The sequence below is a fragment of the Duganella sp. CF458 genome (genome assembly GCF_900113115.1).
In the GTDB taxonomy this organism is placed as follows: domain Bacteria; phylum Pseudomonadota; class Gammaproteobacteria; order Burkholderiales; family Burkholderiaceae_D; genus Rugamonas.
Map to the genome: position 1 here is coordinate 174,003 of NZ_FOOF01000004.1, position 23,080 is coordinate 197,082.

The window sequence follows — 23,080 nt, forward strand, 5'->3', positions numbered from 1 at the left end:
CGTTAAGTCAAGAGGCAACCGTATGCGGATTTCCGGTTCCACCCCAGGCACCCCGGTGCAAACCGTGGCCGACAGCGCGCCGGCCGAAACGGCGCGCCCGGCCGCCGCCCCGGCCGCCCAGCGCGAGCTGGAATCGGCCGTGTTGCAACCCGCCATGAAAGCCATGCAGGCAATGGGCGACATCGACCACGAGCGCGTGGCCCAGTTGCGCGATGCCCTGGCCAAGGGCGAGCTGCCGTTCGACGCCGGCAAGCTGGCCGGCCTGATCCAGAAGTTCCACCGGGGCGAGCAGTGAGTCAGCTGTCACGCCAGGACGCCATGAAGATGCTGCTCGACGGCATCAAGGCGGACTTGCAAAGTTACCAGCAGATGCTGGACCTGATTGCCCGGCAGTTCGAGGCGGCGATTCGCCACCAGAGCGAACAGCTGGGCGAAATCGCTAAAGAAATCGGCGCTTTGGTCGATGTGCTGGAAGCGCGCCGCGCCCAGCGTGTCGACCTGGCGACCCGCCTGGTCGGTCCCCAGCCTTCCATGGACCAAGTGTTCACCCTGCTCAAGCCCGACGCGCGTGCGCGCCTCGAAGCGGACTGGGCGCAGCTGGAAGGCATGGTGCAGACGGCGCGCGAAATGGGCCGCCGCAATGCTGAGCTGCTGGCGGAGCAATACACCATCATGCAGCGCGTGCTGCATGGCGACGATCAAACCTATGAGCCGGTCTGAATTCACGCCCTTGCGGGCCTTTACGGCAGCCACAGCGCCTACCCGGGCCACTGCGGCCACCGTGAGCAATATGAGCGCCACGCGCCCTGCGCTGCCGGCCGCCTTCAGCCCAGCCCTGGCCGCCAATGCGGGCATGGCCGCGGCTAGCGCGGGCAGCGCGACTTTCCGCCAGGTGCATGCCGACGTGGCGCGCTACATCGCCACGGCCGACACCCCCGCTGCCGCCGCGTCCGGCGCCGGCAGCGCGCTGACGGCCGACGGCGCCGCCTTGCGCGCCCGCCTGGCCGCACGTGCCGTGGGCGGCAGCGCTGCAACAGCCGAAGGCAGCGTCCCCAACGATGCCCAGCAAGCCTTCCTGCAAGCGATCCGGCCCCATGCGGAAGCTGCCGCGGCCCGCCTTGGCGTGGCGCCGGAACTGGTGGCCGCCCATGCGGCCCTCGAGTCAGGCTGGGGCCGTCATGCCCCGGGCAACAATATGTTCGGCATCAAGGCCGGCGACAACTGGCAAGGCGCGGTGCAGGCGCTGGCCACGATGGAAGTGGAAGACGGCGTGGCGCAGACCCGCAACGAGCGTTTCCGCGGCTATGGCGAAATGGCGGCTTCGTTCGAAGACTACGCCGGCCTGCTGCTCGACAACCCGCGCTACCGGCGCGCCCTGAACACCGGCAGCGACGCGCAAGCCTTCGCGCACGCGCTGCAGGCCGGCGGCTATGCCACCGATCCGGCCTACGCCGACAAGCTCGGCCGCGTCGCGGCCAGCATCAAGGCAAGTCAGCAGGCTCAACCGTCCCCGCATCGATAACGCGCGCCCGGATCTGGGTGCCGCTGCTGTTCCTGACCCGGATGATGGCGCCGCGCGTGCCATTGTCCAGCGCTTCCCCCGCCATCGACACCTCGATCTGTTCGCGCCTGGCGACAATGCGCACCTGCTCGCCGCGCTTGACCAGTTGTGGCGCTGCCAACATATTCGGCCGTATCACTTCGCCGGCGCGGATACTGCGCCTTGCCGCCATTCCCTCCAGCTCGCCCAGGTCGGAAAAAGCATCGGGAATCAAGGTGATATCGTGGCGCACCCGCAACAAATCTAAAGGCGACAGAATTTTTCCGGAAATTAAATCGCTGGCCGCAACTGCAACGTTTGCCGACACCTTGCCCTTGGCAATGAACTCATAACGCCAACCTTGCAAGCTTGGGCAAATCACCACGAAGCGCATGCGCGCAAGGCCGCGCCGGTCCAGGCTCTCCACCCGCGTTTCAGAGGGACAGTCCGGAATCGTGCGATTCGTCCTTACTACTTCGACATCGAACTGCGGCGCCAGCCAGCGTTGACTTTCTGCATTGTTTTTCAGTTGATTTTCTGCAGCTAGTTTCACTTTGCTTAGCAATTCCTCCATTGTTGAAGCAGTTGCAACATGGCAATTTAAAATTCCTATGAGCAATAATCCAGCGAAAACCTGTACAATAGGATTGTTGGACATGGGCAATACCTTTAGTATGTAAATTCGCTGGGACATTACCAGAGGAGAGTAACAATGGCCATAAATTTCAAGGACGCGGTAGGTTTGCATGCGGATGCATTGCAGCTGCGTGCGGAACGCACCCGCATCCTGGCATCCAATATCGCCAACGAGAATACGCCGGGCTACTCGGCCCAGGATATCGACTTCAAGGAATCGCTGGCGCGCGTCGAAGCGGAGCTGTCCGGTGCGCCCATCCTCGAGGGCGACGGCGAAACCAAGTTCCGTGTGCCCTACCACCCCAGCGGCGATGGCAACACCGTCGAAATTGGCGTGGAGCAAGCCGCCTTCTCGCAAAATGCAACTGACTTCGCAACCAGTTTGACCTTCATCAACATGAAATTGCGTGGCATCGCCAAGGCCATTAATGGTCAGTAGCGGTCAGTAACGGTCAATAGCGGTCAATAAGGGGACCTCCCATGAGCTTTAAAGACATTGCGCAAATTGCCGGCTCGGCGATGGCGGCGCAGACAGTGCGCCTGAATACCGTCGCCTCCAACCTGGCCAATGCCGACTCGGTGGCCGGCAGCGAGGCCGAGACCTACCGCGCCCGCAAGCCGGTGTTCGCCACCGTGATGGACGACAACCTCGATGCCGCGGCCGGCGGCCGGGTGCAGGTGCTGGACGTGGTCGAATCGGCCGAGCCGCTGCGCAAGGTGTACGAGCCGGGCAACCCGCTGGCCAACGCCGACGGCATGGTGTTCTACCCGAACGTCAACCAGGTGGCCGAGATGACCGACATGATGTCGGCGTCGCGCGCTTTTGAAACCAATGTGGAAGTGCTGGGCCGCATCCGCGGCATGCAGGCTTCCCTGCTCAAACTCGGTGAATCCTGATGGAAACTAACCTGTTCACTAACGCCGCTGCGCAAAACGGCAACCCGGCCGGCGTGGCACTGAACGGCGCCTCCAACGAGGGCCGCGACATGTTCACCAAGCTGCTGGTGGCCCAGATCCAGAACCAGGACCCGCTGTCGCCGCAAGACCCGGCCCAGTTCGTCCAGCAGCTGACCCAGCTGTCACAAACCGAAGCGCTGCAAAACCTGGCCAACCTGACCACTGCCAACGCCTCCGTGCTGCAATCGATGCAGGTGCTGGCGATGGGTGCCCAGGTCGGTTCCGACGTGATGGTGCAGTCCAGCCAGGTGACCCTCGACGGCCACAAGGTGACGGGCGAAGCCACCCTGGCCAGCAACTCGACCAAGACCAGCCTGGTGCTGACCGGCAGCAACGGCCAGCAATATGAGGTGGTGATGGGCACCCTGCCGGCGGGCACCCACCAGTTCAGCATCGACCCGGCCGCACTGGGCCTGCCGGCCGGCACGTATTCGATGCGCATTGCCAGCGAAAGCAATCCGGCCGCGCCGGTGGCCGTGCTGGGCCGCCTCGACAGTGTTCAGGTCGGCGCCGCCGGTAGCGTTACCGTCAAGATCAATACCGTGGGCGAAGTGTCGCCATCGGCCATTACCGCATTCCGGGGCAAAACCCCGACTACCGCTATTTAACGAAAGGTCCTCGCCATGAGTTTCGATATCGCTTTGTCCGGCATCCAGGCCATCAATGAGCAACTGGGTACGATTTCCAACAATATCGCCAACGCCGGGACCTACGGCTTCAAGTCCAGCCGCGCCAACTTCGCGTCGCTGCACGCCGGCGCGCAGCCGACCGGCGTGCACATCGGTTCGACCACCCAGTCGATCGGCCTGAACGGCGGCATCCAGGCCACCAACCGCGGCCTGGACGCCCTGATCAATGGCCGCGGCTTCTTCGTGGCCAAGGATTCCACCGGCCAGACCAACTACACCCGCGTCGGCATCTTCACCAAGGACGCTTCCGATTTCCTGGTCAACAGCGCCGGCGGCAAGGTGCAGGGCTTCCAGCTGACCCCGCCAAGCCTGATCGCCGGCCCGATGGGCGACATCAAGGTGCCGACCAACCTGTTGACCGCCAAGGCCACCACCAATATCGATTTCGTCGCCAATATGTCGGCCGACTGGACCGTACCGACCGGCAACATCGCCACCAAGCTGCCGGATGCCACCGTCACCCCCGCCGTGGTGCCGGATGCGAATATGTACAATATGTCCAAGGTCACCGTGGTGCACGACTCGCTGGGCAATGAACACACGGTGACCCAGTACTTCGTGAAAGACCCGGCCGCCCGCACCGTCAAGGTGTATTCGGCGGTGGATGGCACCGACCTGGGCGCCGCTGGCGGCTCGCCCTATACCCTGGTGTTCGACACCAACGGCCAGCTGGACCTGGCGGCCAACGGCGGCGCATCCTACGCCCACAACCTGAGCTTCGGCGCCGCCCCGGCCGCCGCCATGACGGTCGAGATCGACTACACCGGCACCACCTTCCAGAAAGGCGAATCGACCACCTCGACCAACTCGGCCGACGGCTATGCCGCCGGCAGCTACGTGGGTGTGGAACTGGACCAGGCCGGCAACGTGGTGGCCAAGTATTCCAACGGCGAGAAGCAAGCCATTGCCCGCCTGGCCATCGCCACCTTCCCTGACGAAGATGCACTGACCCCGGTCAACGAAACGTCCTGGACCGCAAACGTCCAGTCCGGCAACGCCAACCTGTCCGAAGCGGGCCAGGGCATCGCCGGCGCACTGACCGTCGCGTCGCTGGAAACCTCCAACGTCGACGTGACGTCGGAACTGGTCAGCCTGATGACGTCGCAGCGCAACTACCAGGCCAACTCCAAGGTCATCACCGCGGAGAACCAGATGCTGCAGTCGCTGATGCAAGCGCTGTAAAGGCGAACTGAATGGACGCGCTGATCTACACCGCGATGAGCGGCGCCGAGCGGGCCATGCGTGGCCAGCAGGTGCACGCCAACAACCTCGCCAACCTCGATACCAACGGTTTCCGCGCCAACCTCGAACTGGCGCAGGCTGCCAAGCTGCCCGGCTACGGCTACGACGACCGCCACATGTCGCAGATGCAGTCGAATGCCGTGACCGACCGCCAGGGCGTGCTGCGCCAGACCGGGCGCGACCTGGACGTGGCGATCTCCGGCCCCGGCTACTTTGCCGTGCAAGGCCCGACCGGCGAGGCATATACCCGCGCCGGCGCGATCACCCTCGACGCCGACGGCACCCTGACCGTCAACGGCATGCAGTTGCTGGGTGAAGGCGGCCCGATCACCCTGCCGGTGCACCGCAAGGTCGAGATCGGCCAGGACGGCACCGTGTCCATCCTGGGCCCGACCGCCAATGCCGAGATGCAGGTGATCGACAAGCTCAAGCTGGTGCGCGCCGAAGCGTCCGAGCTGACCAAGAACGAAGCCGGCCTGCTGGTGGCGCGCGATGGCCAGTTGCTGGCTACCGATGCAACCGTGCAGGTCCGGGCCGGCCACCTGGAAGGCGCCAATGTGACGGCGGTGGAAGAGATGGTGGCCACCATGAGCTTGAACCGCACCTTTGAAATCCAGATGAAATTGTTCAAGGCCGCCGACGATATGACTTCGGTCGGCAATAAACTGATTAGCGGCTAACAGGAGAATCCCGATGAATCCAGCAATGTGGATCAGCAAGACCGGCGTGCAGGCGCAAGACGCCAAGCTGCAAGCCATCGCCAACAACCTGGCCAACGCCAACACCGTCGGCTTCAAGCGCGACCGCGTGGTGTTCGAAGACCTGTTTTATTCGATCGACCAGCAGCCGGGCGCCCAGCGTGCCGACAACAACACCCTGAACCCGTCCGGCGTACAGATGGGTAACGGTACCCACCTGGTGGGCACCCAGAAGATCTTCACCAACGGCAATGTGCAAACCACCAATAACGCGCTCGACGTGGCCGTGATGGGCAACGGTTTCCTGCAGGTGCGCCGCCCGAATGGCGAGCCGGCTTTCACCCGCGCCGGCCAGTTGCAAGTCGACAAGGATGGCGTGCTGGTGAATGCGTCCGGCCTGCCACTGGTGCCGCAAATCACCGTGCCGGCCAATGCCACCGCCATCACCATCGGCGAAAACGGCACCGTCTCGGCCACGGTGCCGGGCAATGCCACGCCGACCGAACTGGGCCAGCTGACCCTGACCTCCTTCATCAACCCGACCGGCCTGCAAGCGCTGGGTGAAAACCTGTTTGCCGAAACCCCAGCGTCCGGCGCCCCGACCGAAGGCCGCGCCGGCGACGCCCAGTTCGGCAAGCTCAAGCAGGGCGCGCTGGAAGGCTCCAACGTGCAGGTGGTGGAAGAGATGGTGGACATGATCGCGGCCCAGCGCACCTACGAAATGAACACCAAAGTTTTGACAGCGGCGGATAATATGCTGCAGTACCTGGCACAGGCCGCACGCTGATGAAAACCGCACTGCCCGCGCTGGCCCTGGTCCTGCTGGCTGGTTGCTCCAGCCTGCAGCCGACCGTGCGCCCGGCGCCCTACGACGAAGCGCCTGCCCTGTCGCGTTCCGCGCTGCCGCGCGGCAGCTCGGGCGGCGTCTTCAATGCCGACAGCAGCATTTCGCTGGTGTCGGACAGCCGCGCCTTCCGCGTCGGCGACATCGTCACCGTGATCCTGCAGGAAACCACGCAAGCCTCGAAGAGTGCCGGCACCACCCTGGCCAAGGATTCCAGCGTCGGCATCGCCTCCCCTGGCCTGCTGGGCAAGACGTTCCCGAAGGCCGGCGTCGATATTTCGGCCGAGCGCGGCTTCAAGGGCGATGCCCAGAGCACCCAGCAGAACGCCCTGAGCGGCGCGATCACCGTGATCGTGCAGGAAGTGATGCCGAACGGCTTGCTGAAAGTGGCCGGCGAAAAAGTACTGACCTTGAACCAGGGCGAAGAATTCGTGCGCCTGCGCGGTTTCCTGCGCGCGGCCGATATCGATGCCAACAATATGGTGTCGTCGCAGCGCATCGCCAATGCGCGCATTGCATACGGCGCCCAGGGCACCCTGGCCGATACCAACCAACCGGGCTGGCTGACGCGCTTCTTCCTTGGCCCTTTGATGCCTTTCTGAGGTGATGGATATGTTCTTCAAAACCGGCAAAACGGTGTCTGGCCCGCAGGGTCAGACACCGGTACGCGGCTGGCGCAGGCTGGTGTCTGACCCTGCGGGTCAGACACCGATTTACCGGTTTGTGACAGCGCTGCTGCTGGCCATCGCCATTCCCGCCAGCGCCGCTCCGCAACTGCGCAACCTGGTCGCCATCGAAGGCGTGCGCGACAATCCCCTGGTCGGCTATGGCCTGGTGGTCGGCCTGAATGGTTCCGGCGACTCGACCCAGGTCAAGTTTGCCAGCCAGTCGGTGGTCAACATGCTCAAGCAGTTCGGCGTGAAAATGCCGGACGGCGCCGATGCCAAGTCCAAGAACGTGGCCGCCGTCATGGTGTCCGCCGTATTCCCGCCCGGCTACCGGCGCGGCCAGCCAATCGACGTCACCGTATCCTCGCTGGGCGACGCCAAGAGCCTGCGCGGTGGCTCCCTCCTGCTGACCCCGCTGAAGGCCGCCGACAACGAAGTCTACGCCCTGGCACAAGGCAATGTGGTGGTGGGCGGCCTGTCCGCTGGCGGCAAGAGCGGCTCCTCCGTCACCGTCAACACCCCGACTGCGGGCCGCATCCCGAACGGCGCCGTGATCGAACGCGAAATCGCCACCGACTTCGCCACCAAGCCATCGGTGCACCTGTCGCTGAAGCAGCCGAACTTCGAAACCGCCACCAATATCGTGGAAGCGATCAACCGCAAGTTCGGCGACGTGGCCAGTACCGCCGACGGCACCGGCATCGACGTGCTGGCGCCGCAGAACCCGACCCAGCGCGTGGCCTTCATGGCCAAGCTGGAAGCGCTGCCGATCGAAGTGGGCCAGGAGATCCCGAAAGTGGTGTTCAACTCGCGTACCGGCACCGTGGTGATCGCCGACGGCCTGCGCGTGAAGGCCGCAGCCGTCACCCACGGCTCGCTCAAGGTGGTCATTTCGGAAAGCTCGAAAGTAAGCCAGCCGGCGCCGTTCAGCCAGGGCCAGACCGTCGTCACCCCGCAATCGAATGTGGCGGTGAACGAAGCCAAGCCGCAAATGTTCAAATGGCCGGCCGGCGCCAAGCTGCAAGCCATCATCGACGTGGTCAACAGCCTGGGCGCGACGCCGGATGACATCATGGCAATTTTGCAAGCCCTGGACCAGGCCGGCGCCATCGAAGGCGAACTGGTGGTGATCTGATGGACAGCCGCTTCCTGCCCCTGCCGGTGCGCAAGCTGGACATCGGCACCGACGACGCCAAGATCGGCCAGGCCGCCCCGGCCCCGCAGACCGAGGAAGCGCGCTACCGCGACAAGGCCACCGGCGCCGCCGTCAAGTTCGAGAGCTTCTTCATCGCCCAGACCTTGCACAAGATGCGCGACGCCACCAAGGCCATGGCCGATGACGACAGCATCTATAAGGACTCGATCAACAGCGACATGCTGGACATGGCCGACAATATGGTGGCCGACCAGTTGGCCGGGCGCCGCGCCTTCGGCATCGCCGACGCCATCCTGCGCCAGCTGTTGCCGGCAACGCCGGACGTAACCCCGGCCGCCACGGCTTCCCCGCAAGAAATTTCAGTTTTATCCAAGAAAAATCCGACCGACGCTTAATCTCCCCTCCAGCGCGGTCGCCTTTACTCGTTAACGGGCTAAAGATGCCATTGAGCAACGGCCCAGCCACAGGGAAGATTGCACCATGTCGATTATCAACAATGCACTGTCGGGATCGTTGGCCGCCCAGGCCGCCATCAACACGACCAGCCAGAACATTGCAAACTTGCAAACGAAGGGCTATACCCGCCAAGGCGTGCTGCTGTCGGCGGTGGCCCCGGCGACCGGCTCCGGCGGCCCCGGTTTCGGCGTCGAAGTGAGCAAGTTGTTGCGCTTCTCGGACTCCTACAAGAGCCAGCAACTGTGGCGCGCCAATTCCGAGCTCGGCTTGCGCACCCAGTCCCAGCCCTACTTCACGCAACTCGAGCGCGTGATGGGCGATGAGCAGACCAGCCTGTCGAATGGCGTCGACCAGTTCTTCCGCGCGCTGAACGCGGCCGGCGTCGACCCGGTGTCGACCCCGCTGCGCCAGCAGGTGCTGACGGCCGCCAACGCCATGGCGCAATCGTTCAACAGCATCTACAACGTCACGCGCCAGCAGCAAGTGTCGATCACGCAGCAGCGCGACGCCATGCTGCCGCAACTGAATACCCTGAGCACCAATATTGCCGCCCTGAACAACCGCATCAGCCAGGCCGCCTCGCTCGGCACCAATACCTCGGCCCTGGTCGACGAGCGCGACCGCGCGATCGACGCGCTGGCCAACCTGGTGTCGGTGGAAGTGCTGGAGCAGCCCGACGGCAGCCGCAGCGTGTCCCTGCGCAGCGGCCAGCCGCTGGTGGTGGGCAACCTGGCCGGCACCATGGCGATGAACACCTCGACCACCCCGGCCTCGCTGGAACTGAAATTCGCCGGCACCACCTTCGGCCTGGACGACACCAAGGTCGGCGGCCAGCTTGGCGGCATCGGCGATTTTGAGAAAAACACCCTGCAGCCGCTGCAGCAGTCGCTGCTCGACATGGCCAACCAGCTCGCAACCAAGGTCAACACCACCCTCGCCGCCGGCTACAAGCCCGACGGCCTGCCGGGTCCGCCCATTACCGCCACGCCGGGCACCGCCCTGTTCTCCTTCAACGCCACGGGCGCCGGCGGCATCCTGGGCCTGGTGCCTGGCATCCAAGCCCAGGACCTGGCCTTCTCGGCCAACGGCGCGCCAGGCGACAGCAAGAACCTGCAAGACCTGATCGCCATCAAGGGCCAGCCGATCACCCTGGCCTCGATCGGCACGGTGCTGCTGGGCGATGCCGACACCCAGCTGGTGGGCAAGCTGGCCATCGATAGCGGCCAGAACCACTCGCTGCTGGAGACTGCCAGCACCATCCGCCAGCAATCGGAAGACGATTGGGCCGCCACCAGCTCCGTCAACAAGGACGAGGAAGCGATCAACCTGGTGGAGTTCCAGAATATGTACCAGGCGAACATGAAAGTGATCGCCGTGGCCAACACCCTGTTTGACGCCACCCTGGCGCTGTTCTGAGGATTATTGACATGCGTATCGCCTCCAGCCAGTTCCAGGCATCCATGAACCGCTCGCTGCAGATCAACCAGACGGTGATCGCCAAGCTGACCGAGCAGATGGCCACTGGCAACAAGATCCAGGTGCCGTCCGACGAGCCGATTGCCAATGTGCGCCTGTCGCGCCTGCGCCGCGAAGAGAACATTGTCAGCCAATACGTCGACAACATCAGCGCGGTGAAAATCCGCCTGTCCAAGAACGAAACCTACCTGAGCTCGATGGTCGACGACATGGGCGCCGCGCGCGACCTGTTCGTCTGGGCCTCGGACGGCTCCAACACGCCGGCCGACTTGAACTCCATGGTCAACAGCCTGGTCGCGCTGCGCGACTCGCTGTACTTCAACGGCAATACCAAGGACCAGGAAGGCAAGTACATCTTCTCCGGCACCCTGACCTCGAGCCCCGCGCTGAGCCTGAATGCCGCCGCCGCCCCCGGCGCACGCTACAGCTACAGCGGCAATAACGGCACCCAGGAAGTGGTGGTCGGCAACGGCATCACCCAGCCCGCCAATGTGACGGTGGACGGCATGGAAGACTACCTGAACCAGCTGGATGTCGCCATCAGCATGCTGTCCAGCCCGACCGTCAACGCCAACGACCCGGTGCTGCAAGGCGTCTTGAAAACCGCACTGGACGGCACCGACACCGCGCTGGGACTGATCTCGGGCCGGATCGCCCAATTCGGCGGCGCACAGAACGTGATGGAAACCCTGGCCAACAACCACGGCAACGTCAGCCTGTCGAACAAGATCGCGATCACCGATATCGCGCAATTGGATTACGGCCTCGCGGCCACCCAGCTGTCTGGTTACAATAGCGCCCTACAAGCGACCTACCAGGCCTATTCGAAGGTCAGCGGCTTGTCGCTGTTTAACGTACTGTAAATATCATGGAAATCGCCCAGCGCCCCAGCACTACCGGCCTCTCCGCCCGCGCCACCGCCAACCCGGCGGCCGGCCAGCCTGAGACTACGCTGGCGGACGCGGGCGCGGCGATCGACCAGGCCGCCCCCAGCAAGGCACCCGTCCCCCTGCGCCGCGGCCTGAGCCATATGGACGCCCCGCTGCAAAATGACGTCTCCGGCGCCCAGCAAGCCATCGACTTCCTCGAGCAAAGCGCCGCCCAGCTGCGCGCGCTGAAAAGCGACATCGCCGCCAAGCTCGCCACGCGCACCATGCGCGACGGCCAGGTGGAACAACGCGTGCGCCAGTTCAGCGAAACCTGGCGCAGCCGCACGCAAGCCTCCGGCGGCACGCTCGACGCACAACTGAACTTCTCCAACCAGCCGTCGACCCAGCGCTTCACCGTGCGCGGCATGACGCTGGCCAACCTGCGCAACGGCGCCCGCGAAACCCTGGCCATCTCGGTCGGCGGCGGCACGGCCGGCCTGCGCTCGGTGCACCTGGCACCCGGCCTGTCCGACGCCGAGATCATCTCCCGCTTCGACCAGGCGATGGCCCCGGCCGGCGTGCGCGTCTCGGTCAACAAGGACGGCGAGCTGGTGTTCACCGCACCGGAAAGCGCCTGGCCCGGCGTGCGCGACGCGCTGGCCGTACAAGGCTCCGGCATCCGCTTCCCGGCCGGCCAGCTCAACCGTCTCAAGGCCGAAGCCGAAGCGCCGGTGGTGATGCCCGAAGGCTGGGGCACCAGCGACATCGAAGCCATGCGCGCCACCTTGCTGCAAGTGACGCAAGCCCTGGCCCACGTCGAAGCCGCGCTGACCAAGGTGCGCATGGAACTGGCCGTCGCCACCCAGCGCGTGCAAAGCGAGCTGCCCGAAATCGAAGTGGTCGGCATGGGCCAGATGGCCGAAGTGTTCGCCAACGTCGCCAACGAGCCCGGCTACTCCGCCCTGGTCTCCCTCACCTCCGCCCTGGTCGGCATCAACCGCGACCGCGTCGTCTCCCTGTTACAACTAAGTTAAAAGTCGGGGTCAGCTCTGGCAATCGGACATTTCTTGCGCTGACGCAAATTTCGCTGCACCGGCCGGACCTAAACTTGGTCTATGAGCCGACCTTTGCGAATCGAGCACGACAATGCCTGTTACCACGTCACTTCGCGTGGGGACCGGCGTTTCACCATCTTCCGCACTGAAAGCGATCGCTTGACCTGGCTGGCACTGCTCGCGGAAGCCTGCGACCGTTTCGATTTCAGCGTCCTGGCCTACTGCCAAATGGGCAATCACTATCATTTGGTCTTGAAGACCCGGCAGGGCAAGCTGGCGCGCGGCATGCGCTACCTCAACGGCAACTACTCCCAGTATTTCAATCGGCAGCATCGACTGGTCGGGCACGTGTTCCAGGGACGCTACCACGCCATACTCTGCCAGGAGAATGAATACCTGATGGAGCTATCGCGTTACACCGTCCTGAATCCGGTGCGCGCCGGGCTGGTAAAACACCCTGGCCACTGGCTATGGAGCAGCTACGGCGCATTGGTCGGCTCGGTTGATACGCCGGCGTGGCTCGAGCGCGATACCGTCCTCGCACAATTTGGCAGTAATCGCGAACAAGCAGTGCGCACGTTTGAAGACTTTGTCTTGGCTGGCATAGGACAAGAAAGCCCCTTCCGAGCGGTACGCAACCAGCTTTTCCTTGGCAGCGACGAGTTCTGCGAGCATGCAGCCCAAGGGCAAGTCCGCGGTGACTTAATGGAAATTAAGCGCACGCAGCGGCAGGCAATCGTGCGCCCACTGGCGGAGTACTTCCTTCTTTACCTGGACCGTCACGAAGCAATGGCCCATGCCTATCTTTCACACAACTACACGATGATCGAGATCGCATCCTTTTGCGAAGTTTCGGTGCGCACCGTCAGCCGGGCGGTCAGTGCTTTTCGGAAAATGTCCGATTGCCAGAGCTGACCCCGACTTTAATCAAGCAAGTTTGGCGGGGCCGCGGGCCATGCTGCCCATTTGGGCGGGGGGCATGGGGCGGGCGTAGATGAAGCCTTGGGCGTAGTCGCAGCCGGCGGCTTTCAGGAGGTTGAGCTGGGTTTCGGTTTCGACGCCTTCGGCCACCACCTTGAGGCCGAGCTTGTGCGCCATGACGATGATGCCTTCGCACAGCGCGAGGTCGCCGGAGTCGCCGGCCAGGTCCATCACGAAACTGCGGTCGATCTTCAGGTAGTCGATGTCGAAGTTCTTGAGGTGGGATAGCACGGAGTGGCCTGTGCCGAAGTCGTCCAGCGCGACCTGCAAGCCCATCGATTTGAATTGGCGCAGGCGCTCGACCACCGGGGCGCTGTCGTCCAGCAGCAGGCGTTCGGTGATTTCGATGACGATGCTGCGCGGCGCCAGGCGCAATTGCTCAACGTATTGCATCCATTTTTCGAAAGCCTCGGGGCCGGTGCGGAATTGCATCGGCGACTGGTTGACGCTGATCTGGAACGGGCGCCCCAGCTCGTCCTGCCAGCGCTTGGCCTGGTCGGCGGCGTTGCGGAACACCCAGTCGCCGATTTCAAGGATGACGCCGCTGGCTTCGGCGCTGCCGATGAAGTCAACCGGGTTCAGCATGCCGCGTTCGGGGTGGCGCCAGCGCAGCAGTGCTTCGGCGCGTTCGATGGCGCCGGTATGCAGGTTGACGATGGGCTGGTAGTGCAGCTCGAACTGTTCGTTGGCCACCGCCATCTGCAGGTCGCGCGTGATGCGCAGGCGCAGCTGGGCCGCCGCTTGCATGTCGGGCGTGAAGTAGCTGTAGCGATTGCGGCCGGCATTCTTGGCCGCGTACATGGCCTGGTCGGCATTGCGCAGCAACTGCTCGGGGTCGTTGGCGTCCGAGGGATGCAGGGCGATGCCGATGCTGGCCGATACCGAGCCGGTGCTCTCGCCCAGCATGAAGGGCCGGTTCAGGCTGGCGATGATCTGCTGTGCGACGCGCTCGGCGCTGGTGACATGGTCGAGGCCGGGCAGGATCACGACGAACTCGTCGCCGCCCAGCCGCGCCAGCGTGTCGGAGGCGCGCACGCAGGCGCCGATGCGCCCTGCCGCTTCCACCAGCAGCGCATCGCCCATTTCGTGGCCAAGGCGGTCGTTGATTTCCTTGAACTGGTCAAGGTCGATGAACAGCAGCGCCAGGAACAGCCCGTCGCGGCGGGCCTTCTTCATTTCCTGCGACAGGCGGTCCTGGAACATATTGCGGTTCGGCAGGGCTGTCAGCGAGTCGTAATTGGCTTGATGCCAGATCAGCTCGGTCGACAGCTTGCGCTCGGTGACGTCGCTGACCAGCGCCAGCGCGCCCAGGTAGCTGCCGTCGGCATCAAAGATCGGGTTGGTGGCCAGGGTGGCCCACATATCGCTGCCATCGCGGCGCAGGAACTTGAATTCGTGGCGCTCGGCCATGCCTTGCTGGCGGCGTGCAATATTGCGCTCGAGCAGGGCGCGCCCTTCATCGTCCATGAAATTGACCAGCGGCTGCTCCAGCATTTCCTCGATCGTATAGCCCAGCATGGCAGCCATCTTGGGATTGACGAAGCTGGTGCGCGCCGAGGCGTCGATTTCCCAGATGCCCTCTTCCGCGCTGTGCACGATGCGACGAAAGCGTTCTTCGCTCTTTTCCAATGCCGCCAGCTTGCCTTCGGCCATTTCCAGCACCACGCGTAGTTGCGACATGCCAGGCGTGCCGCTGCCCAGCAGCGTGACCGCAAAGCCGCGGTCGCCGCGCCCGCGCGTCAGTTGCAGCGCCAGGCGCTGCGGCTCTTCGCTGGCCAGGCTGTTGCTGACAAACGCGTCGAAATCGGCCATGAAGCGCTGCGCAACATAGTTGCGGAACGGAATGCCCTCGGGATTCTGGCGCGGCAGCCCGAGCAGGTCGGCGCCGACCAGGTTCATTTGCAGGATGGTGGTGTCGCTGGCAAGGACGAAATAGCCAACCGGGGCCAGCAGGTAGAGATCGTTGAAGTAGTCCTGGTCATTGGCCAGTTGCAGGTCGCCGGTGGCGCGCTGCATGCCGCTGTAGACGGCGGGCGGGGTGCCGCCCATCGCGGCCAGCACTGCTTCGCCCGGCAAGAGTGCATCGATCCCAGCCAGTCCAGGGACGGCGGTGCGGATGGCGGTTACCTGCTCCGCCTGCCTGGCATGCTGGTCTTTATCCATATTGGTTCCAGCCTAGCATGCCCTTGTGACAATGTCGAGCAGCTAACTTTGTCGATGCGCGCGGTTCAAGCGTTGCTCGGCAAAGCGTTGTAATTGCTCGAATGCCAGGCTGAGTACCCAATAAATCACCGCCGCCGCCAAGTAGAGCGGCAAGGGTTGGAAGGTGGTGGCAATCACTTCCTTCGTCGAGAGCATCAGTTCCGTCAGGGTAATGACCGAGACCAGGGAAGTGTCCTTGATCAGGCTGATCAGGGTGTTGCTCATCGATGGCACGGCAATGCGCAGCGCTTGCGGCATCACCACGTAGCGCAAGGTCTGGCGGTAGCCCATGCCGAGGCTGAAGCTGGCCGACCATTGCCCCTTGTGAATCGAGAGGATGGCGCCGCGCAGGCTTTCCGACAGGTAGGCGCCGGCGTTCAGGCTCAGCGCCAGGATGCCGGCGCTGACCGGCGTGAATTCGATGCCGACCGAAGGCAGGCCGTAATAGATCACGAACATCTGCACCAGCAGCGGCGTGCCGCGCATCAGGCTGACGTACACATTGGCCGGCCAGCGCAGCACTTTCCAGGGCAGGATGCGCATCACGGCGGTGGGGAAGCCCAGCACCAGCCCGCCCACCATCGCCGCGATCGCGAACACCAGGGTGTAGCCGGCGCCCTTCAACATCACGGGCGCCGCCTCGTGCAGCAGCTCCAGCCACTCCATGTTTACGGGGCCTTGCTGACGTCGGTGCCGAACCATTTCATGGAAATGGCTTTCAGGCTGCCGTCGGCCGCGGCATCGGCCAGCACCTTGTTGAGCGCGGCCTTGAATTCGGGATTGCCTTTCTGGAAGGGAATGCCCATGCGTTCGATGGCACCAACGCGGGCGCCCGCCTTGATCGGCAGCTTGGTGGTTTTCAGCAGGTAGGCTGTCATCAGGCTGTCGTTGAGGGCGGCATCGATGCGGCCCAGCGCCAGGTCGGTCAGGTTTTCCGGCGCCGCCGGGTAGCCTTTGACCTCAATTCCAGGCACAGCCTTCAACTGCATCTCGTACACGCTGCCCTGCCCCGCGCCGACACGCTTACCCTTGAGTTGCTCCAGCGAGGTCCAGTTATTCTTGTTGTCCTTGCGCACGATCAGCATCGGCGAGGAGTAGATGTAGGGCGTGCTGAAATCGAAAGCCTGCTCACGCTTGGGGTTGATGCCGACCTGCGAAATGATCACGTCGTACTTATTGCTGGCCAAGCCAGCCAGGATCGATGCCCATTCGGTGGTGACGAACTCCGGTTTCAGCCCCAGTTTGCCTGCCACCAGGCGCGCCACGTCGACGTCGTAACCCGCCAACTCGCCGTTCTTTTCCTTGAAGTTGAACGGCGGGTAGACGCCTTCCATCGCCACTTTCAGCGTACCGCGTGCCTTGACGGTTTGCAGCAGGTCGGCGGCGTTGGCGTGCAGCGCGGCAGCAGCCAGCAGGAGGGCAATCAAGGGTTTGCGCATCAGGAATCCTTTAGTAAGAATGGCGGCGGCCGAAATCGTGACCTACTACGAGGGTGGTGGTGGCGATCAGGACGGACAGGCCAAGGATGAGCTGCACCAGTTTGTCGTCGGGCAGGGTCCACAGGCGGCCTTTGGGCGGCTCGCAAGCGGCGATGGCGCACAGCAAGGGCTCCACCCAATCGGCTTCAGGAGTAACATCGAGGATAACGGCGCCCTCGGTGGTCTGCATGTAAATGTCGCCGCCCTCGGCCAGGCTGAAACACACGCCGTAACCGGTTTCCTGCTTGGCGACGTGTTCCTTCAGCGCGAGGTCGTGCTCGGCAATCCACAGCTCCACGTCCTGCGGCGTTTCCAGTGCGGTCCATGGCACCGGGCGAAAGCGCGGCTTGGCCGCTTCGTCATCGTGATTAAACATGGGTCAGGAGTGTAACCGAAAGCTTAGGAGGCGGTATGAAAGTAAACGAATATGTATCTGAGTTTGAGTGCTTCTTCGGCAAGCTGCTCGATGAGCATCCGGAGATGGTGGAAGACCAGCGGCTTGGCTGGAATATCTGGTGGGATCATCGGGTGGATCTGGAGGCTGAGCGCTTGGCGCGGACGGATGCGGTGCCGACGCCGGCTTATTATTACCATTGATTACCATTGAAACCGGGACCAGCGTGGCCGCCTACAGCCGTCAGCCTTTCCAGCTTCGCTGCAGGCCGGTATCGGCATGAATCCAGCCGCCACGCGGGCCTTGGCGGTAATAGAAGCCGACGCCGCCCTGGCGGAAACTCTGCACCAGGCTACCCAACACCTCCGCATTCAAATTCGGAATCCGGATGTCGGCCGCCTTGCCGCTCATATGCAGCGACTGGCGCGCTGCGGGGATTCCCTGCTCGATCAGGCGCTTGTTGGACGCCTGGGTACGATACCCCGACAGGATCTCCAGCGGGCTCTCGATGCCGAAACGCTGCACGAAGGCCTGCGCTCCCCACAGCGTTTCAAACAGTTTGGGGTCGATGGGTGCGGTCTCCTTGCCGTTTACATCCCGCAGCAAATGGCACAGTTCCTGGTAAGCCGCGTCGATGATCTCGCCATCCTTCCAGTACGTCAGCCGGGCTTTCTCCCCGCTCTGCGGCCGGATCACGCTGATGGTGCGCGGCTTGATCCAGAACTCCAGGTCGAGCATCTGTGCGTCGAAAATATCGGGCGGAGGCTCCGGCTCCGACTGCGCGCGACCCTGGCCAATCAGCGGCAAGCCTGCCAGTGCGGTGCCCGCCATCATATGGAGGAAGTCTCTGCGAGTTGTCATGGCGATTCCGTCTATTGCAATAACGATTACTATAGCAATAGAGAATGAGTTGAGAAACCCCTTTAACAATTTGTCGTAAACTTCGCTGCGGGGGCCTCGATGACCAGATCGGACGTCGCTACCGCCACACAGGGCAGAATATAGCTTTGCTGCTTCTCTTCCCGGCTCAGGCCGGGCCATTCGATCAGGTGGCGCGCGGTGCCGCTGCGCAGCTGGCAAATACAGCTGCGGCAAGTGCCGTTGCGACAGGAGCTGGGCAGCACCACGCCGGCGCGGGCGGCCGCCACCAACAGGCTGGCCTCGCCATCCGTTTCGAACGATAATCCCTTCGGCTCAACTCTTATCTGAAACACAATGCCTCGCTATATTGCCCTGCTCCGCGGCGTCAGCCCGATGAACTGCAAGATGCCGGAACTGAAAGCTGCTTTCGAAAGTGCCGGATTTTCCAACGTCAAGACGCTTCTATCAAGCGGCAATGTAGCATTCGACGCGCGCTCCGCCACGGAAGCCGCGCTGGCGCGCAAGGCCGAAGCTGCGATGGAAAAGGCGCTCGGCCGCAGCTTTTACACCATCGTGCGCCCGCAACAGCACCTGCTGGACTTGCTGGCCGATGACCCCTACCCTGGCCTTGGCGCCGATCCGGGCGCCAAGCGGGTAGTCAGCTTTATGCGTGCGGCCCCGCCCGACACTGTCCTGCCGCCGCCCGTCAGCGGCGCACAGATGCTCGGCATCATCGGCAGCGAGGTGTTTTCGACCTATTTGCCCAGCAGTGACGGGCCGGTCTTCATGCGCCTGATCGAAAAGACCTTCGGCAAGGACATCACCACCCGCACCTGGGACACGGTGCGTAAATGCGCGGCAGCCTGATGGCGTCTCGGCATTGGTCGGGTGAGGCCCTGTTGTCGGCCGGCTTCGGTGCATTCCGCGGCACGGTCGGCGACCACGCCCTGCACGCCCATTACGCGCACCAACTGGTGATCGCGCTCAATGGAGAGGTCGGTGTTGCATTGCCCTCCGGTCCGTTGCGCGCACCGGGCATTGCCATTCCGGCCGGGCTAGCGCATTGCGTTTGCGCGGAACAGGCCCTGCTGGTCTACCTGGACCCGCTGACGCCGGAAGGAGCGGCCTTGTTCCAGCAAGGGGGCAGCACCGCTTTACCGCTGGCTGCCGATCTCTGCGGCCAATTGCTGGCGGCTGCGGATGCAGGCCAGGCCCTGCGCGCCACGCTGCGCCATGCGTTCGGCCTGTCCCGCCCGCCTGCGCCGGACGCGCGCATGGCTGCCGTGGCGGCGGCACTGCGTGCCGGCGTCGGCACCGGCGGCATCAGCCGCCTGCGGCTGGCGCAGCTGGCAAACCTGTCGCCAAGCCGGTTTTCCCATTGGTTCGTCGAGCAAACCGGACTGCCCTTGCGCAGCTACCGCAAATGGCTGCGCCTGGAACTGGCGCTACACCAGCTTGCGCACGGCGGCAACCTGACCGATGCGGCCCACGCCGCCGGCTTCGCCGATTCGGCGCATCTGTCGCGCACCTTCCGCGAGATGTTCGGCCTGAACCCGGCTGCCCTGCTGCAAGGAATCGTGCTGGACAGCTCTTTCGTTCAAGCCGCCTGACGCGCGGACCCTTACGCTGACCTCCATTCATCACAGGAGGTCAACATGAAGCAATGGGCAATACGTTTCTTGAGCTATCCAATCGTTTTTGGCGGTACCGCCGCGACGATTCTGTGGGCCACCACGCAAGGCCTGGCTTACTGGCCAAGCGTGCCGCTGATGGCGCTGGCCGGCGTCGCCTGCGTCGCCCTGCTCGAACGCCGGCAACCCTATGAGCGGGCCTGGTTGGCCGGCCATGGCGACACACTGACCGACAGCCTGCACTTCCTGGTCAACGCGAGTGTCCTGTACGGCAGCATCGCCATCCTGACCTGGGCGCGCGCCCTGCTGCCTGCACCGGCGGCCTGGCCGTCGCACTGGCCGGCATGGGCCCAAACCGGTGCCGCCATGATCGTGCTCGACTTCGGCTTGTTTTTTATGCATTGGCTGAGCCATCGGCATCATCGCCTGTGGCTGTTCCATGAAGCCCACCATAGCAGCGAGCGCCTGTACTGGCTGAACAGCGAGAGGCGCCACCCGCTGCACGCCATGATGATGGGCGCACCGGGCTTCGCCGTCCTGCTGGCCCTCGGCGCACCGGCTGCGGTCATCTCGACCGGACTGGCCATACTTTCCGTCCACCTGGCCTTCCAGCATGCCAATCTCGACTATTCACTGGGACCGCTGCGCCATGTGTTCGGCGTCGCCCAGACCCACCGCTGGCACCACAAACGCGACTATCAGGACGCCCAGGTCAACTTCGGCGAATGGCTGATGCTGTGGGACCACCTGTTCCGCACCTATCGCCAGCCGCCGGGCCGGATCGGCCCAGGCCAGGTCGGGCTGGACACCCCGGATGCCCCGTCTAAGTATCATCGCCAATTGTTACGGCCATTCCTGTGAGCTACAATGTCAAGCTTGTCCGGTAGGCCATCGCCCACCCGCCACACACCCCGATCCTGTCGAACCCGGCAGGCCCAGGGAAGAATATTCAGCGGAAAACCTCCGCATTTGAGGGAATAAACATGTCTCAAAAGTCTAAAATCATCTACACCCTTACCGACGAGGCGCCACTGCTGGCGACTTATTCCCTGCTGCCTATCGTGCAGAAGTTCGCAGCACCAGCTGGCGTTGACGTCGTGACCAGCGATATTTCGGTTGCCGCCCGCGTGCTGGCAGCTTTCCCGGAAGCCCTGACCGACGCCCAGAAAGTGCCGGACAACCTGGCAGAACTGGGCGCACTGACCCAGAATCCCGATACCAACATCATCAAGCTGCCCAATATTTCGGCATCCGTCTCGCAGCTGATCGCTTGCGTACGCGAGCTGCAGGCGGCCGGCTACAAGCTGCCGGACTACCCGGAAGACGCCAAGACCGAAGAAGAAAAAGCACTGAAAGCGCGCTACGGCAAGTGCATCGGTTCCGCCGTGAACCCGGTCCTGCGCGAAGGTAACTCGGACCGCCGCGCACCGAAAGCGGTGAAAGAATTCGCCCGCAAGAACCCGCACTCGATGGGCGAATGGAGCCAGGCCTCGCGCACCCACGTGTCGCACATGCACGGCGGCGACTTCTACCACGGCGAAAAGTCCATGACCCTGGACCAGGCGCGTGAAGTGAAGATGGAACTGCTGACCAAGTCCGGCAAGACCATCGTCCTGAAACCGAAGGTCGCACTGCAAGCCGGCGAAATCATCGACTCCATGTTCATGTCGAAGAAAGCCCTGCTGGAATTCTACGAGCGCGAAATCGACGACGCCTACAAGACCGGCGTGATGTTCTCGCTGCACGTGAAAGCGACCATGATGAAGGTGTCGCACCCGATCGTGTTCGGCCACTGCGTGCGCATCTTCTACAAGCAAGCGTTCGAAAAGCACGCCAAGCTGTTCGAAGAACTGGGCGTGAACGTCAACAACGGCATGGTCAACCTGTACGAGAAGATCGAAAAGCTGCCAGCGTCGCAGAAGGACGAAATCCTGAAAGACCTGCACGCCTGCCTGGAAAACCGTCCGAAGCTGGCCATGGTCGATTCGGCCAAGGGCATCACCAACTTCCACTCGCCGAACGACGTGATCGTCGATGCATCGATGCCGGCCATGATCCGTATCGGCGGCAAGATGTGGGGCGCCGACGGCCGCACCGCCGACGTCAAGGCAGTCATGCCTGAATCGACCTTCGCCCGCATTTACCAGGAGATGATCAACTTCTGCAAATGGCATGGCAACTTCGATCCGAAGACCATGGGCACCGTGCCGAACGTGGGCCTGATGGCGCAGCAAGCCGAAGAATACGGCTCGCACGACAAGACTTTCGAAGTGCCGGAAGCCGGCATCGCCAACATCACCGACCTGGCCACCGGCGAAGTGCTGCTGACCCAGAACGTGGAAGAAGGCGACATCTGGCGCATGTGCCAGGTGAAGGATGCGCCGATCCGTGACTGGGTCAAGCTGGCCGTCACCCGCGCCCGCAACTCCGGCATGCCGGCCGTGTTCTGGCTCGACACCTACCGTCCGCACGAAGCGGAAGTGATCAAGAAGGTGGAAACCTACCTGAAAGACCACGACACCAGCGGCCTGGATATCGAGATCATGTCGCAGACCCGCGCCATGCGCTACACCCTGGAACGCGTATCGCGCGGCCTGGACACCATTTCCGTGACCGGCAACATCCTGCGCGACTACCTGACCGACCTGTTCCCGATCCTGGAACTGGGCACCTCGGCCAAGATGCTGTCCATCGTCCCGCTGATGGCTGGCGGCGGCATGTACGAAACCGGCGCCGGCGGCTCCGCACCGAAGCACGTCAAGCAACTGGTGGAAGAAAACCACCTGCGCTGGGATTCGCTGGGCGAGTTCCTGGCCCTGGCCGTGTCGCTGGAAGAACTGGGCATCAAGTCCGGCAACGCCAAAGCCAAGATCCTGGCCAAGACCCTGGACGAAGCCACCGGCAAGCTGCTGGACAACAACAAGTCCCCATCGACCCGCACCGGCGAGCTGGACAACCGCGGCAGCCACTTCTACCTGTCGATGTACTGGGCCCAGGCCCTGGCAGCGCAGAACGACGACGCCGAACTGAAAGCCAAGTTCGCGCCGCTGGCCAAATCGCTGACCGAGAACGAAGCCAAGATCGTCGAAGAGCTGAACTCCGTGCAAGGCGCCGCCATGGACATCGGCGGCTACTACAAGCCGGACGCAGCCAAGACCGCAGCCGTGATGCGCCCAAGCGCCACCTTCAACGCAGCCCTGGCAGCCCTGTAAGCCGCCCTTCGCTTCGACATTAAAAGTCGGGGTCA

28 protein-coding genes are annotated in these 23,080 nt (G+C 63.4%); 21 read left to right on the forward strand and 7 right to left on the reverse strand.

All coding sequences use genetic code 11. The features are described from left to right. Positions 1–22: 22 nt before the first annotated feature. From flgM to BM269_RS07775, 3 genes are read left to right on the forward strand one after another with little or no spacing between them, the layout of a single operon-like run. The gene (gene flgM / locus BM269_RS07765; RefSeq protein ID WP_090436443.1) at positions 23–295 is read left to right on the forward strand and encodes a flagellar biosynthesis anti-sigma factor FlgM; all 273 of its coding nucleotides are present in this window, start codon (positions 23–25) and stop codon (positions 293–295) included. Then, the gene (flgN, locus tag BM269_RS07770) at positions 292–720 is read left to right on the forward strand and encodes a flagellar export chaperone FlgN (protein WP_229204536.1); all 429 of its coding nucleotides are present in this window, start codon (positions 292–294) and stop codon (positions 718–720) included. Before flgM ends, flgN begins: the two co-directional genes overlap by 4 nt. Beyond that, positions 707–1,522 carry a glycoside hydrolase family 73 protein gene (locus tag BM269_RS07775; protein WP_090436445.1) on the forward strand — a complete coding sequence of 272 codons (816 nt, stop codon included), beginning with the start codon at positions 707–709 and terminating at the stop codon, positions 1,520–1,522. The genes flgN and BM269_RS07775 overlap by 14 nt, the downstream gene beginning before the upstream one ends. Here the strand turns inward: BM269_RS07775 and flgA are convergent. Beyond that, a complete protein-coding gene (gene flgA / locus BM269_RS07780; RefSeq protein WP_229204537.1) occupies positions 1,482–2,198 on the reverse strand; it encodes a flagellar basal body P-ring formation chaperone FlgA in 717 nt (238 codons plus the stop codon). The two genes, BM269_RS07775 and flgA, sit on opposite strands and share 41 nt — an antisense overlap. A 54-nt stretch (positions 2,199–2,252) precedes the next feature. Here flgA and flgB point away from each other — a divergent pair, with 54 nt between their 5' ends. The 13 genes from flgB (at position 2,253) to BM269_RS07845 (ending at position 13,201) form a co-directional block, all read left to right on the forward strand. Continuing rightward, positions 2,253–2,615, forward strand: a complete 363-nt coding sequence (gene flgB, locus BM269_RS07785) for a flagellar basal body rod protein FlgB (RefSeq protein ID WP_090436447.1) — start codon at positions 2,253–2,255, stop codon at positions 2,613–2,615. A 41-nt stretch (positions 2,616–2,656) separates the two neighbouring features. Beyond that, positions 2,657–3,073, forward strand: coding sequence for a flagellar basal body rod protein FlgC (gene flgC, locus BM269_RS07790; protein WP_090436448.1), 417 nt, complete (start codon positions 2,657–2,659; stop codon positions 3,071–3,073). Next, the gene (locus tag BM269_RS07795) at positions 3,073–3,741 is read left to right on the forward strand and encodes a flagellar hook capping FlgD N-terminal domain-containing protein (protein WP_090436449.1); all 669 of its coding nucleotides are present in this window, start codon (positions 3,073–3,075) and stop codon (positions 3,739–3,741) included. Before flgC ends, BM269_RS07795 begins: the two co-directional genes overlap by 1 nt. 15 nt (positions 3,742–3,756) lie before the next feature. After that, positions 3,757–5,004: a flagellar hook protein FlgE gene (locus BM269_RS07800; protein ID WP_090436450.1), complete on the forward strand. Its 1,248-nt coding sequence runs from the start codon at positions 3,757–3,759 to the stop codon at positions 5,002–5,004. Between the two features lie 11 nt (positions 5,005–5,015). Continuing rightward, complete coding sequence (gene flgF / locus BM269_RS07805; protein ID WP_090436451.1) at positions 5,016–5,744, forward strand: flagellar basal-body rod protein FlgF; 729 nt, start codon at positions 5,016–5,018, stop codon at positions 5,742–5,744. A gap of 13 nt (positions 5,745–5,757) precedes the next feature. Continuing rightward, positions 5,758–6,549, forward strand: a complete 792-nt coding sequence (gene flgG / locus BM269_RS07810) for a flagellar basal-body rod protein FlgG (protein WP_170860314.1) — start codon at positions 5,758–5,760, stop codon at positions 6,547–6,549. After that, positions 6,549–7,208 carry a flagellar basal body L-ring protein FlgH gene (gene flgH / locus BM269_RS07815; RefSeq protein WP_090436452.1) on the forward strand — a complete coding sequence of 220 codons (660 nt, stop codon included), beginning with the start codon at positions 6,549–6,551 and terminating at the stop codon, positions 7,206–7,208. The genes flgG and flgH overlap by 1 nt, the downstream gene beginning before the upstream one ends. Positions 7,209–7,218: 10 nt before the next feature. Beyond that, the gene (locus BM269_RS07820; protein ID WP_090436622.1) at positions 7,219–8,409 is read left to right on the forward strand and encodes a flagellar basal body P-ring protein FlgI; all 1,191 of its coding nucleotides are present in this window, start codon (positions 7,219–7,221) and stop codon (positions 8,407–8,409) included. Beyond that, positions 8,409–8,825 carry a rod-binding protein gene (locus tag BM269_RS07825; RefSeq protein ID WP_090436453.1) on the forward strand — a complete coding sequence of 139 codons (417 nt, stop codon included), beginning with the start codon at positions 8,409–8,411 and terminating at the stop codon, positions 8,823–8,825. Before BM269_RS07820 ends, BM269_RS07825 begins: the two co-directional genes overlap by 1 nt. Before the next feature lie 85 nt (positions 8,826–8,910). Continuing rightward, on the forward strand, positions 8,911–10,302 hold the full coding sequence (flgK, locus tag BM269_RS07830) for a flagellar hook-associated protein FlgK (RefSeq protein WP_090436454.1): 1,392 nt from the start codon (positions 8,911–8,913) through the stop codon (positions 10,300–10,302). Between the two features lie 11 nt (positions 10,303–10,313). Beyond that, complete coding sequence (gene flgL / locus BM269_RS07835) at positions 10,314–11,225, forward strand: flagellar hook-associated protein FlgL (protein ID WP_090436455.1); 912 nt, start codon at positions 10,314–10,316, stop codon at positions 11,223–11,225. Positions 11,226–11,230: 5 nt separating this feature from the next. After that, complete coding sequence (locus tag BM269_RS07840) at positions 11,231–12,265, forward strand: hypothetical protein (protein WP_229204538.1); 1,035 nt, start codon at positions 11,231–11,233, stop codon at positions 12,263–12,265. A 93-nt stretch (positions 12,266–12,358) separates the two neighbouring features. Beyond that, positions 12,359–13,201 (forward strand): transposase, encoded by an 843-nt coding sequence (locus tag BM269_RS07845; RefSeq protein ID WP_229204539.1) that lies wholly within the window; start codon positions 12,359–12,361, stop codon positions 13,199–13,201. Between the two features lie 12 nt (positions 13,202–13,213). Here BM269_RS07845 and BM269_RS07850 read toward each other — a convergent pair whose 3' ends face one another. From BM269_RS07850 to BM269_RS07865, 4 genes are read right to left on the reverse strand one after another with little or no spacing between them, the layout of a single operon-like run. Then, positions 13,214–15,430: a putative bifunctional diguanylate cyclase/phosphodiesterase gene (locus BM269_RS07850; RefSeq protein WP_229204540.1), complete on the reverse strand. Its 2,217-nt coding sequence runs from the start codon at positions 15,428–15,430 to the stop codon at positions 13,214–13,216. A 42-nt stretch (positions 15,431–15,472) separates the two neighbouring features. Next, complete coding sequence (locus BM269_RS07855) at positions 15,473–16,135, reverse strand: amino acid ABC transporter permease (RefSeq protein ID WP_090436457.1); 663 nt, start codon at positions 16,133–16,135, stop codon at positions 15,473–15,475. 2 nt (positions 16,136–16,137) lie between these two features. Beyond that, on the reverse strand, positions 16,138–16,908 hold the full coding sequence (locus BM269_RS07860; RefSeq protein ID WP_090436458.1) for a transporter substrate-binding domain-containing protein: 771 nt from the start codon (positions 16,906–16,908) through the stop codon (positions 16,138–16,140). A gap of 10 nt (positions 16,909–16,918) precedes the next feature. Beyond that, on the reverse strand, positions 16,919–17,323 hold the full coding sequence (locus tag BM269_RS07865; RefSeq protein ID WP_090436459.1) for a hypothetical protein: 405 nt from the start codon (positions 17,321–17,323) through the stop codon (positions 16,919–16,921). A 35-nt stretch (positions 17,324–17,358) separates the two neighbouring features. On the opposite strand from BM269_RS07865, the gene BM269_RS07870 reads away from it, so the two are divergent. Further along, complete coding sequence (locus BM269_RS07870) at positions 17,359–17,544, forward strand: DUF3460 family protein (RefSeq protein WP_090436460.1); 186 nt, start codon at positions 17,359–17,361, stop codon at positions 17,542–17,544. Positions 17,545–17,584: 40 nt separating this feature from the next. Here BM269_RS07870 and BM269_RS07875 read toward each other — a convergent pair whose 3' ends face one another. Next, positions 17,585–18,172, reverse strand: a complete 588-nt coding sequence (locus BM269_RS07875) for a YcbK family protein (RefSeq protein ID WP_229204560.1) — start codon at positions 18,170–18,172, stop codon at positions 17,585–17,587. A 92-nt stretch (positions 18,173–18,264) separates the two neighbouring features. Then, positions 18,265–18,555, reverse strand: coding sequence for a 2Fe-2S iron-sulfur cluster-binding protein (locus tag BM269_RS07880; RefSeq protein WP_090436462.1), 291 nt, complete (start codon positions 18,553–18,555; stop codon positions 18,265–18,267). Between the two features lies 1 nt (position 18,556). Between BM269_RS07880 and BM269_RS07885 the strand changes: the two genes are divergently transcribed. The 4 genes from BM269_RS07885 to BM269_RS07900 all read left to right on the forward strand — a co-directional run bounded on the left by BM269_RS07885 (position 18,557) and on the right by BM269_RS07900 (position 23,045). Further along, the gene (locus BM269_RS07885; protein WP_090436463.1) at positions 18,557–19,069 is read left to right on the forward strand and encodes a DUF1697 domain-containing protein; all 513 of its coding nucleotides are present in this window, start codon (positions 18,557–18,559) and stop codon (positions 19,067–19,069) included. After that, complete coding sequence (locus BM269_RS07890; protein ID WP_170860315.1) at positions 19,069–19,812, forward strand: helix-turn-helix domain-containing protein; 744 nt, start codon at positions 19,069–19,071, stop codon at positions 19,810–19,812. Before BM269_RS07885 ends, BM269_RS07890 begins: the two co-directional genes overlap by 1 nt. A gap of 45 nt (positions 19,813–19,857) precedes the next feature. Beyond that, positions 19,858–20,694: a sterol desaturase family protein gene (locus BM269_RS07895; protein ID WP_090436465.1), complete on the forward strand. Its 837-nt coding sequence runs from the start codon at positions 19,858–19,860 to the stop codon at positions 20,692–20,694. Between the two features lie 122 nt (positions 20,695–20,816). Then, positions 20,817–23,045: an NADP-dependent isocitrate dehydrogenase gene (locus BM269_RS07900; protein WP_090436466.1), complete on the forward strand. Its 2,229-nt coding sequence runs from the start codon at positions 20,817–20,819 to the stop codon at positions 23,043–23,045. Positions 23,046–23,080: the final 35 nt, after the last annotated feature.

Bases quoted from the DNA above. Each gene is read 5' to 3' on its own strand.
- flgM (WP_090436443.1), top strand. From the start codon at position 23: ATGCGGATTTCCGGTTCCACCCCAGGCACCCCGGTGCAAACCGTGGCC.
- BM269_RS07775 (WP_090436445.1), top strand. From the start codon at position 707: ATGAGCCGGTCTGAATTCACGCCCTTGCGGGCCTTTACGGCAGCCACA.
- flgA (WP_229204537.1), bottom strand. From the start codon at position 2,198: ATGTCCAACAATCCTATTGTACAGGTTTTCGCTGGATTATTGCTCATA.
- flgB (WP_090436447.1), top strand. From the start codon at position 2,253: ATGGCCATAAATTTCAAGGACGCGGTAGGTTTGCATGCGGATGCATTG.
- flgC (WP_090436448.1), top strand. From the start codon at position 2,657: ATGAGCTTTAAAGACATTGCGCAAATTGCCGGCTCGGCGATGGCGGCG.
- BM269_RS07795 (WP_090436449.1), top strand. From the start codon at position 3,073: ATGGAAACTAACCTGTTCACTAACGCCGCTGCGCAAAACGGCAACCCG.
- BM269_RS07800 (WP_090436450.1), top strand. From the start codon at position 3,757: ATGAGTTTCGATATCGCTTTGTCCGGCATCCAGGCCATCAATGAGCAA.
- flgF (WP_090436451.1), top strand. From the start codon at position 5,016: ATGGACGCGCTGATCTACACCGCGATGAGCGGCGCCGAGCGGGCCATG.
- flgG (WP_170860314.1), top strand. From the start codon at position 5,758: ATGAATCCAGCAATGTGGATCAGCAAGACCGGCGTGCAGGCGCAAGAC.
- flgH (WP_090436452.1), top strand. From the start codon at position 6,549: ATGAAAACCGCACTGCCCGCGCTGGCCCTGGTCCTGCTGGCTGGTTGC.
- BM269_RS07820 (WP_090436622.1), top strand. From the start codon at position 7,219: ATGTTCTTCAAAACCGGCAAAACGGTGTCTGGCCCGCAGGGTCAGACA.
- BM269_RS07825 (WP_090436453.1), top strand. From the start codon at position 8,409: ATGGACAGCCGCTTCCTGCCCCTGCCGGTGCGCAAGCTGGACATCGGC.
- flgK (WP_090436454.1), top strand. From the start codon at position 8,911: ATGTCGATTATCAACAATGCACTGTCGGGATCGTTGGCCGCCCAGGCC.
- flgL (WP_090436455.1), top strand. From the start codon at position 10,314: ATGCGTATCGCCTCCAGCCAGTTCCAGGCATCCATGAACCGCTCGCTG.
- BM269_RS07840 (WP_229204538.1), top strand. From the start codon at position 11,231: ATGGAAATCGCCCAGCGCCCCAGCACTACCGGCCTCTCCGCCCGCGCC.
- BM269_RS07850 (WP_229204540.1), bottom strand. From the start codon at position 15,430: ATGGATAAAGACCAGCATGCCAGGCAGGCGGAGCAGGTAACCGCCATC.
- BM269_RS07855 (WP_090436457.1), bottom strand. From the start codon at position 16,135: ATGGAGTGGCTGGAGCTGCTGCACGAGGCGGCGCCCGTGATGTTGAAG.
- BM269_RS07860 (WP_090436458.1), bottom strand. From the start codon at position 16,908: ATGCGCAAACCCTTGATTGCCCTCCTGCTGGCTGCTGCCGCGCTGCAC.
- BM269_RS07865 (WP_090436459.1), bottom strand. From the start codon at position 17,323: ATGTTTAATCACGATGACGAAGCGGCCAAGCCGCGCTTTCGCCCGGTG.
- BM269_RS07870 (WP_090436460.1), top strand. From the start codon at position 17,359: ATGAAAGTAAACGAATATGTATCTGAGTTTGAGTGCTTCTTCGGCAAG.
- BM269_RS07875 (WP_229204560.1), bottom strand. From the start codon at position 18,172: ATGGCGGGCACCGCACTGGCAGGCTTGCCGCTGATTGGCCAGGGTCGC.
- BM269_RS07885 (WP_090436463.1), top strand. From the start codon at position 18,557: ATGCCTCGCTATATTGCCCTGCTCCGCGGCGTCAGCCCGATGAACTGC.
- BM269_RS07890 (WP_170860315.1), top strand. From the start codon at position 19,069: ATGGCGTCTCGGCATTGGTCGGGTGAGGCCCTGTTGTCGGCCGGCTTC.
- BM269_RS07895 (WP_090436465.1), top strand. From the start codon at position 19,858: ATGAAGCAATGGGCAATACGTTTCTTGAGCTATCCAATCGTTTTTGGC.
- BM269_RS07900 (WP_090436466.1), top strand. From the start codon at position 20,817: ATGTCTCAAAAGTCTAAAATCATCTACACCCTTACCGACGAGGCGCCA.